General features: G+C 59.6%; 13 protein-coding genes and 6 pseudogenes. 17 read left to right on the forward strand and 2 right to left on the reverse strand.

The genetic code is table 11. The features are described from left to right. Nucleotides 1–8: 8 nt before the first annotated feature. Nucleotides 9–1,448, reverse strand: coding sequence for an FAD-binding oxidoreductase (locus tag EJ074_RS18710; protein WP_245454729.1), 1,440 nt, complete (start codon nt 1,446–1,448; stop codon nt 9–11). A gap of 211 nt (nt 1,449–1,659) precedes the next feature. Between EJ074_RS18710 and EJ074_RS18715 the strand changes: the two genes are divergently transcribed. The 9 genes and pseudogenes from EJ074_RS18715 (at nt 1,660) to EJ074_RS18750 (ending at nt 7,900) form a co-directional block, all read left to right on the forward strand. Further along, nucleotides 1,660–2,739 carry a DUF2817 domain-containing protein gene (locus EJ074_RS18715; RefSeq protein WP_165349971.1) on the forward strand — a complete coding sequence of 360 codons (1,080 nt, stop codon included), beginning with the start codon at nt 1,660–1,662 and terminating at the stop codon, nt 2,737–2,739. Between the two features lie 227 nt (nt 2,740–2,966). Further along, nucleotides 2,967–4,034, forward strand: a complete 1,068-nt coding sequence (locus EJ074_RS18720) for an ABC transporter substrate-binding protein (RefSeq protein WP_165349972.1) — start codon at nt 2,967–2,969, stop codon at nt 4,032–4,034. 104 nt (nt 4,035–4,138) lie between these two features. Next, a complete protein-coding gene (locus EJ074_RS18725; protein WP_129553649.1) occupies nt 4,139–4,465 on the forward strand; it encodes a hypothetical protein in 327 nt (108 codons plus the stop codon). After that, the gene (locus tag EJ074_RS18730; RefSeq protein ID WP_165349973.1) at nt 4,462–4,707 is read left to right on the forward strand and encodes an ABC transporter permease subunit; all 246 of its coding nucleotides are present in this window, start codon (nt 4,462–4,464) and stop codon (nt 4,705–4,707) included. The genes EJ074_RS18725 and EJ074_RS18730 overlap by 4 nt, the downstream gene beginning before the upstream one ends. A gap of 103 nt (nt 4,708–4,810) precedes the next feature. After that, nucleotides 4,811–5,767, forward strand: a complete 957-nt coding sequence (locus EJ074_RS18735) for a D-2-hydroxyacid dehydrogenase (protein WP_127863030.1) — start codon at nt 4,811–4,813, stop codon at nt 5,765–5,767. Next, nucleotides 5,761–6,381, forward strand: coding sequence for an IS6 family transposase (locus tag EJ074_RS18740; RefSeq protein WP_127863029.1), 621 nt, complete (start codon nt 5,761–5,763; stop codon nt 6,379–6,381). The genes EJ074_RS18735 and EJ074_RS18740 overlap by 7 nt, the downstream gene beginning before the upstream one ends. Continuing rightward, nucleotides 6,341–7,009: pseudogene (locus tag EJ074_RS18745) on the forward strand (CaiB/BaiF CoA-transferase family protein); the annotation flags it as partial. The gene EJ074_RS18740 and the pseudogene EJ074_RS18745, both read left to right, overlap by 41 nt. Nucleotides 7,010–7,142: 133 nt before the next feature. Then, nucleotides 7,143–7,430: an aldolase/citrate lyase family protein gene (locus tag EJ074_RS30665; RefSeq protein ID WP_281033644.1), complete on the forward strand. Its 288-nt coding sequence runs from the start codon at nt 7,143–7,145 to the stop codon at nt 7,428–7,430. Beyond that, nucleotides 7,430–7,900 (forward strand): aldolase/citrate lyase family protein, encoded by a 471-nt coding sequence (locus EJ074_RS18750; RefSeq protein ID WP_281033674.1) that lies wholly within the window; start codon nt 7,430–7,432, stop codon nt 7,898–7,900. Before EJ074_RS30665 ends, EJ074_RS18750 begins: the two co-directional genes overlap by 1 nt. Before the next feature lie 29 nt (nt 7,901–7,929). Here EJ074_RS18750 and EJ074_RS30350 read toward each other — a convergent pair. Beyond that, nucleotides 7,930–8,238 (reverse strand): annotated as a pseudogene (locus EJ074_RS30350) (N,N-dimethylformamidase beta subunit family domain-containing protein); the annotation flags it as partial. A gap of 138 nt (nt 8,239–8,376) precedes the next feature. Between EJ074_RS30350 and EJ074_RS30355 the strand changes: the two are divergent. The 8 genes and pseudogenes from EJ074_RS30355 to EJ074_RS18780 all read left to right on the forward strand — a co-directional run. Further along, a pseudogene (locus EJ074_RS30355) lies at nt 8,377–8,702 on the forward strand (IS21 family transposase); the annotation flags it as partial. Beyond that, nucleotides 8,702–9,715 (forward strand): annotated as a pseudogene (locus EJ074_RS18755) (ABC transporter substrate-binding protein); the annotation flags it as partial. The pseudogenes EJ074_RS30355 and EJ074_RS18755, both read left to right, overlap by 1 nt. Nucleotides 9,716–9,802: 87 nt before the next feature. Continuing rightward, nucleotides 9,803–10,330, forward strand: a pseudogene (locus tag EJ074_RS18760) (ABC transporter permease); the annotation flags it as partial. A gap of 187 nt (nt 10,331–10,517) precedes the next feature. Continuing rightward, nucleotides 10,518–11,517: pseudogene (locus EJ074_RS18765) on the forward strand (IS630 family transposase); the annotation flags it as partial. Nucleotides 11,518–11,723: 206 nt separating this feature from the next. After that, the gene (locus EJ074_RS18770) at nt 11,724–12,980 is read left to right on the forward strand and encodes an acetyl-CoA carboxylase biotin carboxylase subunit family protein (protein ID WP_127862804.1); all 1,257 of its coding nucleotides are present in this window, start codon (nt 11,724–11,726) and stop codon (nt 12,978–12,980) included. Between the two features lie 521 nt (nt 12,981–13,501). Further along, nucleotides 13,502–13,879 (forward strand): transposase, encoded by a 378-nt coding sequence (locus EJ074_RS29775; protein ID WP_245454731.1) that lies wholly within the window; start codon nt 13,502–13,504, stop codon nt 13,877–13,879. Then, entirely contained in the window at nt 13,876–14,229 is a 354-nt protein-coding gene (gene tnpB / locus EJ074_RS29780; RefSeq protein WP_135855989.1) for an IS66 family insertion sequence element accessory protein TnpB, read from the forward strand. The genes EJ074_RS29775 and tnpB overlap by 4 nt, the downstream gene beginning before the upstream one ends. 69 nt (nt 14,230–14,298) lie before the next feature. Then, nucleotides 14,299–15,855: an IS66 family transposase gene (locus EJ074_RS18780; RefSeq protein ID WP_127862803.1), complete on the forward strand. Its 1,557-nt coding sequence runs from the start codon at nt 14,299–14,301 to the stop codon at nt 15,853–15,855. Nucleotides 15,856–15,892: the final 37 nt, after the last annotated feature.

Consider the following 15,892-nt stretch of genomic DNA (forward strand, 5'->3'; position numbering starts at 1 on the left):
CCTCCTCTTCAGCTTTCGGGCAAGACCTTGCCCGGATTCAGAATGTTATGGGGATCAATTGTCCGCTTCAAAGCACTCATCAGTGCGATATCCACTTCGCCCTTATGACGCCGCAAACTGGCAATGCGCATCTGGCCGATGCCGTGTTCCGCGCTGAAGCTACCACGGCGTTCCATGGCAACATCCTCCACAGCGAGGGTGATAGCATCGTACAGCGGACCGATATCCGCAACGCTACACCCTTCAGGGGGGCGGATATTCACGTGAAGGTTGCCGTCTCCGAGATGGCCGAAGATATTTGGACGGCAGTCCGGAAAGCGAGTTCGAACCATATCCTCGATGGCAGCCACGGTTTCGGGGATCAAGTCGATCGGTACCGCTATATCGTGCTTGACGGCGCCACCAGCGGCGAGTTCCGCCTCAGAGACCTCCTCGCGCAGACGCAGGAGTTGACTGCGCTCCCTTCCGCTCTGGGCAATGACGGCGTCTTGGGCCACACCGATAGAAAGCGCCTTCTCCAGCAGGCTTTCCATCACCGCGGCGAGCGAGTCCTCAGCGTTCGGCGAAGACATTTCGAGCAAAAGATAAGCCGACGCCTCGAAAGGGGGGCGAGCGTCGGGAACATGTCGCGACACCAACTGCATCGCCTCGCCCGCAATGAACTCGCACAACGTCAATGCACTACCGACGCGGCTGCGGGCGATTTGGAAAAGGTCTAGTGCGCGGCCGACGCACGATACACCGACCAGCGCCGTCACTCGCTGAGACACCTTAGGTAGAAGCTTGAGGGACGCAGCTGTAATGATGCCAAGCGTACCTTCGGATCCGATGAAGAGCTGTTTGAGATCAAAACCGGTATTGTCCTTACGCAATGTCCTGAGGCCATCCCATACGCGCCCATCTGGCAATACCACCTCGAGTCCTAACACCAAAGCGCGCATCGATCCATAGGCCAGCACCTGCAGACCTCCCGCATTTGTGGCGACCGCTCCGCCAATCTGGGCAGAGCCCTCCGCAGCGAGGCTGAGCGGAAAAAGGCGACCGGCCTCAGCCGCGGCTTCCTGCACGCTCGCGAGCGTTGCGCCCGCCTCCACAGTCACACTGTCACCAACGGTATCCATCGCCCGTATCGCTTTCATACGGCGTAGCGACAAAATCACCTGGGGTACCCCCGCGACCGGTACCCCGCCAGCAACCAGCCCGGTGTTCCCCCCTTGTGGCACCACTGCTACGCCCGCCTCGGCGCACAGCCGCAGGCATGACGCCACCTCGGCCGTGCTGGAAGGCTGAAGCACACACAACGCGGAATTGGAGCGCAGGCGGCGCCAGTCGGTTTCGAACGCCGCCCGATCAGATGAATTGTAGAGCAACGCCCCGGGCGAGAGGACCTCTCTGAGGCGCGCCACTAAGGAGTCGTTGCCAGACGTTGCGGAGGTTACTTTCATCATATGACCATGTGACTTGGTGATGTTGACATACTATCAACAGTGTGCAATTTTTATCCTGGGTTGGCAAGTGACAGCGCGCGGCCTGGGTCACACACATGTCGTGGACCTCAGACGCGGCTACTGACCGTGAAACTCAGCAGGCGAAGTCGACCAGATGCGATCGTGGGTTCGTTGCCATCGTGAATATAGTTAAACGGCGGAGACCTTGGCTTTGAACAGTAATTTCCCTGGTGGTCGCAAAGTGGCGCCATCGCTAACCGATCGGCTGGAAACGGGAGACCTCCTCGTTTCAGTGGAGTCCTCTTTTTCAGCGACCTACCGGGAGGCTCGCGGGAAGTTCCTCGCTGCGTTGCCTAAGGCGCGCGCCTATGTTCTGCCTCATCTGACGGGGCCAGATGGGGAAGAACTTGCGGTGGATGTCGCGTGGCTTGGCGATCCAGATGCCGAATGCGTCTTAGTCACTATTTCGGGCACGCACGGGCCCGAAGGTTATTGCGGATCGGGCATTCAAATGGACTGGCTTGCACTGATCGCAGATGCGAGCCTTCCTGCGGGGGTGGCCTTTCTCCTCGTCCACGGCCTCAATCCCCACGGTATCGCCTGGGACCGTCGGGTAACGCAGGAGGGCTGCGATTTAAACCGTAACTTTGTCGATTTCGCCGCTGGCACACCTTCAAATCCAGGCTACGAAGAACTGCGGTCGCAATTCGTGCCGGCAGCTCTGGAAGGGCCAGTCTTCGAGGCCGCACAGAAAGCCATCCGAGTGTTCAAGGCCGCGCATGGCGAGCGGGCCTTCCAGGTCGCCCGAAAGGCTGGGCAATATGTAGATCCTGACGGGATGTTCTTCGGCGGGTTCGAGCCAGCCTGGTCCGCTCGTACGCTGGATGCCATCGCCCACGACTACGCACTGAACACGCGCAAATTCGTTGCGGTCCTCAACGTCCATACGGGTCTTGGACCTTACGGTTACGGCGAGCTACAGAGCGAGCATCTGTCGGCCATTGCCTCGCACAACATTGCAGAGAGCATGTTTGGTCCCAGCGTCACCTCGGCCGATCTTGGAACATCCAGTTCAATTCCGATCGAAGGCACGCTCCAGCTCTATTGGGAACGGTTGATCGGCGACGGCCAATATCTCGATCTCGCCTTGGAATATGGCACTTATGACATCGAAGCCGCGCAGCGCGTGTTGCTGGCAACCAGTGGCTTCACGCGCATGGCGGCGGTGACCGAACCAGCTTGTTCGGTCGCGAGGTGCGGAGGCGCTGCGTGCACATTTCTGTCCGCATGACCCGGCGTGGAGGGAGGCGGTGCTGTTTCGCGGCCGCCAAGTGTTGCGGCAGGCGCTGTTGGGGCTTACTCGAAGGGCGTCGTCGGTTCGCAGCCTTAGGCGGACCAATCGCTCACAGCTGTTGATGGGGAACCAGAAAAGGTTATGCCATGTCTAGATCAACGAACCATGGATCTCCGCGGTCCGGCTTGAGTCGTCGGACCCTGCTCCAGACGGCGGCAGCCGCGATGGCCGTCCCGGCGATTGCTCGGGCAACCACCGCCTTCGCACAGGACAAGCTCGCCGGAAGTGGTGAGGTCGTCGTGTTTTCTTTTGGCGGTTCGTTCACGGAAGGTTTTCGCAAACGGGTCTTAGAGCCTTTCAGCGAGGTGACCGGCATCAAGGTGGTCGACGTGACGGCCGATTTCTCCGAGCCGCAGGTCAAGGCAATGAACGAAGCTGGGCGGGTCGATTGGGACACAGCGTTCGTTCAGGGGCAGGCATATCCCCCTATGAGTCAGGCCGGCATGTTTGAGCCGATCGACTACACTCTGTGGGACGACGAGTCGCTTACGGGCGTCCCGGATTCCGCCCGCCTTGCCGATGCGGTCGCCGCGTTTCAGTCAGGTCAATTGCTCACCTATGATGAGAGAACATTCGGAGAAGATGGACCCAAGAGCTGGGTCGATTTCTGGAACGTGGAGGCATTCCCTGGGCCACGCGGCCTTTATGCCTCCGCCGCCAAGTTCAGTATAATATTCGCCCTTTTGGCCGATGGCGTCGCGAAATCGGACATTTGGCCGCTGACCGATGACAAGGTCGACCGGGCGCTGAAGAAACTCGACGAGATCAAGCCGCATGTAACGAAATGGTGGTCCGCTGGCGGTGAGCCCCCCCAGCTGCTCATCAATCGCGAATATGTAATAACCAGCGCTTTCGCTAACCGCGCGATTGTGGCGATCCGTGGTCAGGATGCCCCCATCCGCATGGTTTGGGGTGCCGGTGCGCCGTTCAACCGCACGTACTGGACCGTACTGAAAGGAGGCCCGAATACCCAGAACGCACAGAAGCTGGTCGCTTTTGCGAACAGGGCCGCAATCGCTGCTGGGTTTACCGAAGGGGTGGGAGTTGATACCCTAAATGTCAACCAACTCCAGCACCTGCCATCCGATCTGGTTCCTCTGCTCAGCATACACCCTGAGAATGCCCATCATGTGGTGCTAGAGGATTCAGCTTGGCTTGCAGCCACCCGCCCCGATGGCAAGACGAACATCGACCACCTACAGGAGCGTTGGCTGGCATGGCGGGCGGGCTGATCTCTCCCTCAGTGAACGGCGCGCCGGAGCCTGTACGGGCTCCGGCGTTGGGCGGGCCGACAGGTTGGGCTTGGCTCCTCCTGCCTGGAGGCGTTTACCTCACAGTGCTCTTTGTAGTTCCGCTCGCGGGGCTTTTGGTGATATCGCTCGGAATGCCGGATTGGACGCTGACGCATTACCTGCGCATCGGCGACAGCCCGGTCTATGCAGCCGTATTGCGCACGACGCTTGAAATCAGCCTGGCGGTGACCACGCTCGCCTTCGTGCTGGGGTACCCTATCGCCTACGCTCTGACGACAGGAGGACCAACGCTGCGCACGTTCCTGCTCATTGCAGTGGTGCTTCCCTATTTCACTAGCGTGCTGGCGCGGACATTCGCCTGGATCGTCCTTCTTGGGCGCGGTGGCATCGTCAACGAATGCCGCTCATGATCTTGCCGATGGCCACAGTCATGTCTGGGATCGACCAAAAGCTGTTGCGCGCCGTGAGAGCCAACGGCGCAAGCCCTTTGGCCGCCTTCCTCACGGTTTTCCTTCCGCTCAGCCTTCCGGGCGTCATCGCTGGGGTTCTGCTTGTCTTCATCTACTGCCTCGGCTTCTACACGCTTCTGCTGACATTACATGTTGCAGCTGGCCAATCCGGATTGGGATCGCCGCAGGCCATGAGAGTTTAAGATGGTTCAGTCGCTCGGGCATTCGCGGTTATTATAGCTGGCTTCTGTTGGAGGCCAAGAATCAGTCGAGCTAAACAAGTTCCAAAATCGAGAAGGACTTACTATGGAAATCCAAGGGCCGACAGTTGTTATAAGTGGGGAGTCGGCGAAGGCTTATGCGGAACTAGTAAAGGATCGCTTTCCGGACCTGCGCGTTATTCAAGCGCCCGACGCCTCAAGTCTCGAAAAACATATAGCAGAAGCGGAAGTACTACTCGGGTTCCGGTTTCCAGTGGAGGTCTTTGATAAGGCGTCGAAGCTTCGCTGGTTCCAGTCCACCGGCGCGGGCGTCGACTCGCTGTTTCCCATCCGGGACCGCATAGGCCATATCACTGTCACCAACGCCCGCGGTATTCATGGCGAAGTCATCGCGGACTATGTCATGGCCGCTGTGACTATGTTGCATTGGGACTTCCGCGGCTTCCTGCATGACCAAGCCAACAAGCGCTGGAGGCCACGGCCTGTATCGCCGCTTTCCGACAAGACCATCGGCGTCGTGGGTCTCGGATCCATAGGCGCAACAATCGCGCGCCGCGCCAAGAGCGCGGGTATGATAGTTCTCGGCTCGAAGCGGGATGTTACTGTTCCGGTCGATGGTGTGGACGAACTGTTCGCGCCTGATGGCATGGTCGACATGTTGCCGCGTTGCGACTTCGTCGTTTTGGCACTGCCTGCAACACCCGATACCGTGGGCTTCTTTGGGCCCGCCGAGATTGCTTGCATGCGCCCGGACGCATACCTCATCAATATCGCGAGAGGGAGCGTCATCGTTGAAGCGGAGTTGATTAAGGCTCTGCAAAGGGGGGCCATTGCCGGCGCCATGCTTGACGTCTTCGAGCAGGAGCCGCTACCGCCTACAAGTCCCCTCTGGACGATGCCGAACGTGATCGTCACGCCTCATACAGCGGGCTATCCGGCCAACTACGAGACGCGGTCTTTTTCGGTGTTTGCCGACAACCTGAAGCGATACATGGGTGGCCAGGAGCTGATGAACATCGTCGATATGAAACGCGGATACTAAGGTCAGTTGGCGCCAGAAATTCAAGTTACCCGCCGCAGGTCATCGCCAATGCAGTCTGGCTCTACTGCAGGTTCCCCTTGCTGCTGGAGCGCGGGATCGTGGTTTCGTATGAGACAATCCGCCGGTGGGGCATCAAGTTCGGTCCGGATTTCGCTCGCCGCTTGCGCCGCAAGCAGCACAGCCGAAACGATGTCTGGCACCTGGACGAGGTCGTCATCACCATCGCCGGCAGGAAACACTGGTTGTGGCGCGCCGTCGACCGGGATGGCAATGTGCTCGACGCGATCGTCCAGAACCGCCGCAACACCAAAGCGGTCAAGCGCTTGCTAACGCGGCTGCTGAAGAAGCAAGGCGTCGCGCCGAAGCGCATGATCACCGACAAGCTGCGCTCATGGAGCAGCCAGGCGACAGGTGATGCCGGCGTCGAGCATCGGCCGCATAAGGGATTGAACAACCGGGCGGAGAATGCACAGGTGCAGCTGCGAAAACGGGAGCGGATGATGCAAGGCTTCCGAACATCAGGAGCACTGCAACGCTTCGTTGCGATCTTCTCGGCTCTGCGCAATCTCTTCGGTCTCGGTTTGCGACATTTCGGCGGGCATGACAGCGCATAGCGCCATTCTTCAGGCGCTGTATCACCGCGAGGTCACCGGCGAAGGGACAAGCATCCAGGTGTCACTGTTCGATGCCGTCGCCGACTGGATGAACGTGCCGGTTCTGCAAAACGACTACAGCGGGTATCACACGGAACGCGCCGGCGTGAAACACCCGTCGCTTGCGCCGTATGGTGCCTATCGTTGTGCCGACGGCAAAGAGGTCATCTTTTCGGTTCAGAATGACCGCGAATGGATAAATTTCTGCGAGAAATTCCTGAAGCAGCCGGAGCTAACACGCGCACCTGGTTTTGCCGATAATATGGAGCGCCTCAGTCATCGTGCGCAACTTGATGAGATCATTGAAGCGCGTTTCTCCGAACTATCCAGCGAAGAGGCAATGCAGGAGCTTGAGGCGGCCGGCTTGGCATATGGTCGACTGAACGAAGTGGCGGATGTTTCAAGGCATCCACACATTCGCAGGGTGCAGGTTGGCACACCCGAAGGAACCGTCGAGACGATAGCCCCGGCGGCGATTTTCAACTTTGAGCGCCCCTCGCTGCGCCCAGTTCCGGCTCTCGGCGCCCATACCGAGGCAGTCCGCGAAGAGGTTCGAGCAGGCTTGCGCACAAAAGCCGCGTCAGCGTGAGCGCGCGTCTGAGTAAGGTGAGTGCGCTCGTTAGTTACGAAGAGTCTGTGTACCTCGGATCATCCCAGCGCATCGGCCATCCAGCAGGCGCACTGCCGTCACGCTCGCTAAGATTGATCGTAGAGGCGACTACATGATCAAGGACACCTTTCCGGTCGTTGAAAGCACGATGTCTGTACCACGCTGGAGATCCCTGCTCTTCGTACCCGCTCACGTATCGCGCTTCGTGGAGACGGCCCATGAGCGGGGTGCAGATGGAGTCATTCTCGACCTGGAGGACTCCGTTCCCCAAGATCAGAAGGGCGAGGCACGGAAGCAGCTTCCTGAATGCGTGGCAAAGGTGGCCCGCAACGGCGCATCTGTTTTGGTCCGCGTGAATCGTGGTTTGCGCGCCTTGGCGGCCGTCTCGATGCAGCTGTGATGGCGGGTGTTCATGCACTGGTTCTTCCAAAGACGGATTCGGCAGACTGGGTATCAGAGATCGCAAACGCGGTATCGGAACTTGAACGGGAAAGAAATCTTCCGCTGGGAAGCATCCAGTTCCTTGCCCAGATCGAGACGCCGGGCGCCTTGCACAGGCTCGCAGCCATTGCGTCGGCGGATCCAAGGATGATCGCAATGGCGCTCGGTCCTGAAGACTTCAGTGCCGCCGTTGGCGGCGCCCCGGAATTCGACCTTCTGTTGACGCCGAACCTTTCTGTTCTGTTTGCTGCCCGTGCCGCCGGTTTGCTCCCGTTAGGCTTCGTAGGAAGCATCGGCGAGCTCTCCGACACTGATAAACTTCGTGAAGCCGCGGTGCGTGCGCGGCGGCTTGGCTTTGCCGGAGCTTTGGCGATCCATCCGACACAGATGGCCATTTCGGCCACCGGATCGTCGTCGCGGCCCTCGTAGCAGACCTGCCTGCGCCCGTTATCCTCCAGCCTCACCTGCCAGAGAAAGCTTGCGCCGAGACGCACCAGGTGCCCGCCGCGCTCGACGAAGCGGTCGATGGCATCGCGCATCTCCCAGCTCCAATATTCGTCGTGGCCGACGATAACCGCGCAGCGGTAGCGATCCAGCAGATCGGGGAGCAGGTGGAGATCGTGCTGCGTCGCCATGTCCACCCGATACCCGTTCCTTTCGGTCCAGACCGAGAAATGCCGGTCATAGGTCGCCCAGCCGGCGGATGCATATTTTTTGCTGTAGCCGTTGGCGCGCGTATTGCAGGCGATCGTGAGCACGGATGTCACCGCATCATAAGCACGGATTTCATGGGATCATGAGCAACGATTTCAGACGATCGTGAGCACCTTTTTCGGAGGTGCGGGACGCTTCGGCCGACAACTCAGTCAGTCTACAGGATGCCTCGTTCAAAACGAGGAAGCCTGATGCCAACCCAGAGATTGTCGATGCGCCGGATCAGAGAAGTTTTACGTCTAGGGCATGTCCAGGCCCTGAGCGAGCGTGCCATCGCGCACACGCTCGGGGTGAGCAATGGCGTCGTGCATGGTTATCTGCGGCGCGCCCGTCTTGCCGGGCTGAGCTGGCCGCTGCCTGAAGGGATGGATGACGAAGGCCTCGAGCTGCTGCTCTTCCCGGCGCCGAAGGCGGCGCCGCAAAGCCCCAGCCGGCCGGTCCCGATTGGGCCTATGTGGAGAAGGAGTTACGCCGCCGCGGCGTAACTCGGGTGCTCCTGTGGGAGGAGTATCGCGCATCCCGGCGAGCTATAAGGGCGACTACGAGAAGAGCTTCGACGGTACCGGGCCGTTCAAGCTGGAGAAATACACGTCCAAGGTCGGCGCCCCCTTCGTTCGCAACGAAGATTACTGGGGCGACAAGGTGCTGCCGGAGCGCATCGAGTTCATATTCTTCTCCGATGATCAATCGGCTATCCTGGCGCTGCTTGGCGGTGAGGTCGATGTCATCTCACTTTCGGCGGTGGCCGGCGTTAGCCTACTCAACAACCCGAACGTCAATATCGACAGCGTGAAGACGGCCTCGCACTCGCAGTTCCACATGCGCTGCGATTCCGATCCGTTCAAGGATCCACGCGTGCGTCGCGCCGTGGCGCTCTGCCTTGATCGCGACAAGTTGGTTGCCGGCCTGTTTAAGGGCCGCGCTTCACCAGGCAACGACAGCCCGTTCGCTCCAGTCTACCCCTCGACTGACACGAGCGTGCCGCAGCGCAAGCAGGACTTCGCCCAGGCCAAGCAGTTAATGCAGGCGGCCGGCGTCGGCAAAGGATTCAAAGTGACCCTGACCACCGCGCGCTTCGTGGAGCTTCCCGACTATGCGCAGCTGATCCAGAATTGGGTTAAGGAGATCGGCATCGAGCTCCAACTCAACATGCTCCCCCTGGGCGCCTATTATGGCGATGCGGTGTTCGGCAAGTCGCCTTGGCTGGACTCGGTGATGGGCATCTGCGACTACGGCCATCGCGGCGCGCCGAACGTCCTGCTTTCCGCTCCGCTGACAAGCAACGGTAGCTGGAACGCCGCGCATTTCAAGAGCAAGGACTACGACACGCTGGTGTCCAGCTATATCGCGGCCCTAGATCTGGAGGCGCAGAAGGCAACGGCCGGCAAGATCCAGAACCTGCTTCTTGAGGAAACGCCTGTTATCTTCGGATACTTCTACGACGACCTGACGGTGACCGCGAAGGGCGTGTTCGGGATCAAGAAGACTGGCATGGGGCAGCTGTTCTTCGACAAAGCATCGAAGGCATGAGTCACAGCCAGCCCGTTGCGGGGCTGGCCCACAAGCTTATAACAGCCAGCTCCCTTGCGGGGGCTGGCTCCACGAGGAGTATTAGCTATTCTTTCCTTTCTCGTTAGGCGAGTCTCACTGTCGCTCGTCACGCTGTTCCTGCTCAGCATCATGGTGTTCCTGGGTGGCCAGGTGCTGCCCGGCAATGTCGGGCGGGCCATATTGGGTCCGCTTGCCGACCAGCGCGCCGTCGACACGCTCAATCACACGCTCGGCGTCGACCGTCCGCTGCTCACCCAATATGGCAGCTGGATCTGGAACTTCATCCAGGGCGACATGGGCACGTCCTATCTTTTCCGCTCGCCGGTGGCGCCCTTCGTCATCGATGCCTTGGGCAATTCGATGAAACTGGCGGCGGTCGCCTTCGTGCTGGTGGTGCCGATCGGCATCCTAGGCGGCGTCATCGCGGCGCTCAATCTCGACCGGCCGCTCGACCGCATCATCAGCCTTGGCGGCCTGTCGGTGACGGTGCTGCCCGAATTCGTCACCGGCATCATCCTGATCCTGATTTTCGGGGTCTGGCTGCGCTGGCTGCCGATTTCGGCCGCATGGCCGCGGGATGCCGGCTTGTTCACCCTAAGCAGTACCTGCGGTAGTGGTGCAAGCGGACCCGGACTTTGGCCCGCTGGGCTGCTGCTACGACCTTCGCTGGAAAAAAATGGGTTTTGTTGCAACGCCTGAATAGGGCGCAGAGAAGCCTGGCCATCTGGAACTGAAAGTGAGCCTCTTTGTATGATGCGCTTGGAGCGATGAGGAGCACATGATGGCAAACGCAACCGGCCGGCCTGGGGCCGCCCTGGTCCTGAGTGCGGTCAAGCGGGAGCATCTGGAGCGGCAGGTCCGGCGTCAGCGTATAGCGCGATCGATGGCGGAGCGGTGCCGGATCATTCTTCGATGCGCTGACGGTGTCCCAGAAAGGTTGTGGCAGCGGAGTTGGGCGTGAACGGACACACGGTCGGCAAATGACGACGACTTTCCTCAAAGATCGCGTCGAGGGGCTGCTGGACGAGGCCCGCCCCGGCAGACCCCGGACCATCGACGATGATCAGATCGCGGCCATGATCGAGCGGACGCTACGCTCGAGCCTGATAATGCGACCCATTGGTCAATCCGATCGATGGCACTGCGACCGGTGCTCCCATACGACGATCCGCCTATATGGATCGCCTCGGGCTGCGGCCGCATTGCTCGGAGACGTTCAAGCTGTTGAGCGATCCCTGCTCGTCGACAACGATTGCGACATCGTCGGGCTCTACCTGTCACCGCCCCAACCGGCATGCCGGAGCGCCGAACTCATAGCTATGTCCGGCACGGCACCAACTCGCTGTTTGGGGCGCTCGATGTGGCGTCCGGTTTTGTGATTGGCAAATGTTACAAGCGGCACTGGGCAACCGAGTTTCTGGACTTCCTGAAGCAGATAGACGCCAACGTGCCGCCCGATCCGGATGTCCACGTCGTCATGGATCATTATGCCACCCACAAAACCGCGCTGCTCAGGTCATGGCTGTCGCGCCGGCCTCACTACCCATCTCCACTTCACGCCCACATCGGCATCCTAGATCAATCAGGTCGACCGCTGGCTCGGTGAACTGACCTGAAAGCAGGTGTGACGCGGCGTGCATACCTCAACCAGCCAGCTCGAGGCTGATATTCGCACCTTCATCGAGCGCCACAATGAGAACTCAAAGCCCTATCGAAGGACCAAGTCCGCGGACGAAATTCTCTCGTCCGTCAGGCGTTTCTGTCAGAAGGCCGAGCAAACTCGTACTCTTCGGCATTCGTCGAGATGCTACGTGATGAAAATCTGCGTTCGAAATTTTGTAAATAATTCTTCACATACTTTTACGAAGTCTTTGCGACAGAATTTCGATGAAAAGAGTAACTTCGCCGCAAGGCTTAGAAGGCGCGGCCAGAGCTGCTGCCATCTACGCTCTGACTGCCGAACAACTTGCAAAAAAGGTCAACAGCAATGCGAAGAAGAGCGCTAATCCTGGTTGAAGGTACAAGGTCCAACGGTCCGCTTTACGTCAAAGCGGCTCGGCGTCTTGGCCTTCATCCAATTACCCTATCGGCTGATCCAACGCACTACGACTATCATGCCCCGGAAAGGCTTGAGACAATCCGGATCGATACAGACAATCTCGATGCGCTGGTCCACGAATGTGCCCGGTTGCGTGCGAGCTTTGAGGTTGTTGGCATCACCAGCGCCCTGGAGTCGGTCTATGCGACAGTCGGCAAGCTCTGCCGGCATTTCGATCTACCGGGACCGAATCCGGCATCCATTGAACGATGCTGCGACAAATTCACTCAACGTCAAATCCTCCGGGAGGCCGGCGTCCCAATACCTGCTTATCGCTTGGCGGCGAATGAAGCGGACGTACAAAGCTCCGCCGCGGAGATCGGCCTGCCGGTGATTGTCAAGCCAGCCGTAGGCAGCGGCAGCTCCGGTGTCCGACTGTGCCGCAACGCCGACGAATTAGCCGAACATACGACCTTTCTGTTGGGTGGGAAGCACATACGGCAGTCTTCACCGAGGATACTGGTCGAAGAGTTCGCACAGGGTCCGTATTATTGCGCCGACATAATGGGAAATGAGTTAATCGGGATTACCGCCTCTGAGTTCGGCTGCCCGCCGCATTTCGTTTTTCGTACCTCGACCTTTCCGGCCCCGCTGACTGATCATGAGCATAACCGCATCGCCGATGTATCGCTGAGCTGTTTGCAAGCTCTCGGCCTTGACTGGGGGCCTAAATGCATTGAATTTCGGTGGACGAAGCTTGGCCCAGTCGTCATCGAAGTCAATCCGCGTCTTGGGGCTGGGACCAGTCCTCGGCGCGTTCATCTGGCTTATGGTATCGATCTCATTACCGAGCACATCAAGTTTCTCACCGGCGAGGAATGGAATTTGCGTAGAACACATTCTCACACTGCAACCGCGCGGCTCCTCGTTCCTGAGCGTGATGGAATCCTCGAGTGGATCGCTGGCCACAGTCGGGCGGCTGCCATACCAGGCGTCGCCGAAGTGAAGTTGTACGTAGAACCCAAGATGCCGATCGTCAGGAAAGGCGATTCCCGAGACCTCTTCGGACATGTCATCGCCGCTTCACCAAGCCGTGCTGAGACCGAGGCCATACTTCAGCGCGCCGTTGACTTGATCCATTGGTCGATCAAACCCTTTGCCATCGCTGGCGAAGAACGTTCTGCGGCCATATCCAGGATGACGTGAACCGCTCTACGCCTTAGGCAACTGAGCCTCGATTGCGTTGAGGAAGCCAGCGCCTGACGGCGTCCATACGGATCGCGGCTTCATTCGATAGGGATTTCGCCGCGATCCGTGACGCCAGAGCACCGGCTCTGATAACATGACGCGGCAGGCCAAAAACCTGCATCGGGGGTTCTCCTGAAGTTTGATCTTCGCAACTTCAGCTTCGGAGACCCCCGAACTTTTCTCAAGCCATCCGTCTCACATCTGTCTGGACCTGCACACGTCTGCAGCCCAAATGTACCTATACCGCGGGCATCGGAACCCTCGAATTCATTCTGGTCCAACCAGAGCAGGACTCGCTATCGTCACGCGCCTCTTCAGGGCAAGCACTCGACTGTCATGGCCGGCGCGTCGGCCGGTAAACAATATGTAATCCGCGCTAGATCGTAACCGCTGTTTTGCCCTCACATTGTCCGCAGTTGCCTGATCTGTGATCGACGTTCCATGGACGAGCGACAAGGAGTTTCTCCATGGACACTACGTTGGAGGTTCTCACGTCACGGCGGGGCCGACGTGAGGCGCATCGCCAATGGCCGGATGAGGTCAAGGCACAGATCGTTTCGGAGAGCTTGCGTCCGGGCGTGACGGTGAACGAAGTGGCGGAGCGCCACGGGCTGAAGGCCAACCACCTGTCGTCCTGGCGCACGCTGGCGCGGCAGGGCAAGCTGGTTCTGCCCGCGCCAGAGGATGCCGTGGAATTCGCGGCAATGGTCATTGATACGCCCGCGCCGGAACCGCCAACCGCGAAGCAGACCTCCCGCGCCGAGATCGTTGTCGGTCCTGTCACAATCCGTCTTGAGGAAGGTGCGTCTGCTGCCCGGATCGCTGCCATCGCGCGTGCCTTGGCAGCGGCGACATGATCTTTCCATCGAACCGCGTGCGCATCATGGTGGCGACCAAGCCGGTAGACTTCCGCAAGGGGCATGATGGATTGGCGGCGCTGGTAAAGAACGAGCTGCACAAGGACCCGTTCACCGGAACAGTCTTCGTGTTCCGGTCACGCAAAGCGGATCGGTTGAAGCTGATCTACTGGGATGGCAGCGGCATCGTGATGGCCTACAAGAGGCTGGAGGAGCACAGCTTCACCTGGCCCGGCATCAAGGACGGCCTGATGACGTTGAGCCATGCCCAGTTCGAGGCACTGTTCGCGGGCCTGGACTGGCAGCGGGTTCGCGCCGTCGAGACCAGAGCGCCGGGGGTGATAGAATAGCTGCGGCACGATGACTCAGCACAACAAATTCCGAAGGCAAAACGGACCGGGCTTTGGTAGGTTCCGGCCATGCTGGACGCCGCTGATCTTCCCGATGATGTTGCCGCCCTGAAGGCGATGCTGATCGCGGCGAAGGCGCGCGAGACAGGCAAAGACGCCCAGATTGCCCGCAAGGATGAGCGGATAGAACTGCTTGAGAAACTGGTCTCGGCCTTCAAGCAGGCAGCCTTCGGGCGCAAGTCCGAGAAGGCCGATCCCGACCAGTTCGATCTGGCGCTGGAAGACCTGGAAACGGCCATGGCAACAATCCATGCCGAGGAGGAAGTCGATGCTCGTCCTGGGAACAGGGTCACTAGGCCGCGCGCGACCAATCGCGGCTCCCTTCCTCAGCATCTTCCTCGTGTCGAAGAGGTCCTTGAACCGGAAAGCCTGATCTGCTCCTGCGGCGGTTATTTGCATTATATCGGCGAAGATGTGGCGGAGCGGTTGGACGTAGTCCCGGCGCAGTTCCGCGTCATCGTCACCCGTCGCCCTAAATATGCGTGCCGTGCGTGCACTGACGGCGTCGTTCAGGCTCCGGCTCCACTACGACTGATCCAGGCAGGCCTACCGACAGAAGCGACCGTCGCCCATGTCCTGGTCTCCAAATATGCCGATCACCTTCCGCTTTATCGGCAGGCCCAGATCATGGGCCGCCAAGGCATTGATCTCGACCGTTCCACGCTCGCCGACTGGGTCGGCCGCGCAGCCTATGAGTTGCGTCCCGTCTTCGGTGCGCTGATTGCCGACTTGAAGCGCTCGTCCAAGCTCTTCATGGACGAGACCCGTGCCCCGGTTCTCGATCCCGGCTCGCGCAAAACCAAGACCGGATACTTCTGGGCGCTTGCGCGGGATGATCGACCATGGGGCGGCGGTGCTCCGCCAGGTGTGGCCTTCACCTACGCTCCCGGTCGCGGGGGCATTCATGCCGAACGAATACTGCAGGGATTCTCCGGCATCCTGCAGGTCGATGGCTATGCCGGATACAACAGACTGATCGCACCTGACCGTATCGGATCAGACATTCGGCTTGCCTATTGTTGGGCCCACGCCCGGCGCAAGCTGGTTGAGATCACTCGCAACGGAACAGCGCCGATTGCCGAGGACGGTGTCAAACGGATTGGTGAACTGTATCGGATCGAGGCCGAACTGCGCGGCCTTGACCCGGAGGCTCGCCTTGCTGGACGGAAGGAACGATCAGCGCCGCTGGTCTCCGACGTGCAGGCTTGGCTCGTCCATCACCGCGCCCGTGTCGCGACAAAGTCCCCACTCGGCGAGGCGGTGGCCTACATCGCTAAATACTGGGACGGTCTGAAGCTCTTCCTGACCGACGGTCGCATCGAGATCGACAACAACAGCGTGGAACGAACCATCCGGCCTATCGCCCTCAATCGGAAGAACGCGCTCTTTGCGGGCCACGACGTCGGAGCCGAGAACTGGGCGACCATCGCCTCGCTCGTCGAAACCTGCAAACTCAATGCCGTTGACCCGCAGGCCTACCTGACCGCCACGCTCACCGCCATCGTCAACGGCCACAAGCAGAGCCGGATCGATGAGCTGCTGCCTTGGAATTATCCGCTTGAGTAACGCGTGCACAAAAATCGCAGTTTTGCCGAAGCGGACA

Source organism: Mesorhizobium sp. M3A.F.Ca.ET.080.04.2.1 (assembly GCF_003952525.1).
GTDB lineage: Bacteria > Pseudomonadota > Alphaproteobacteria > Rhizobiales > Rhizobiaceae > Mesorhizobium.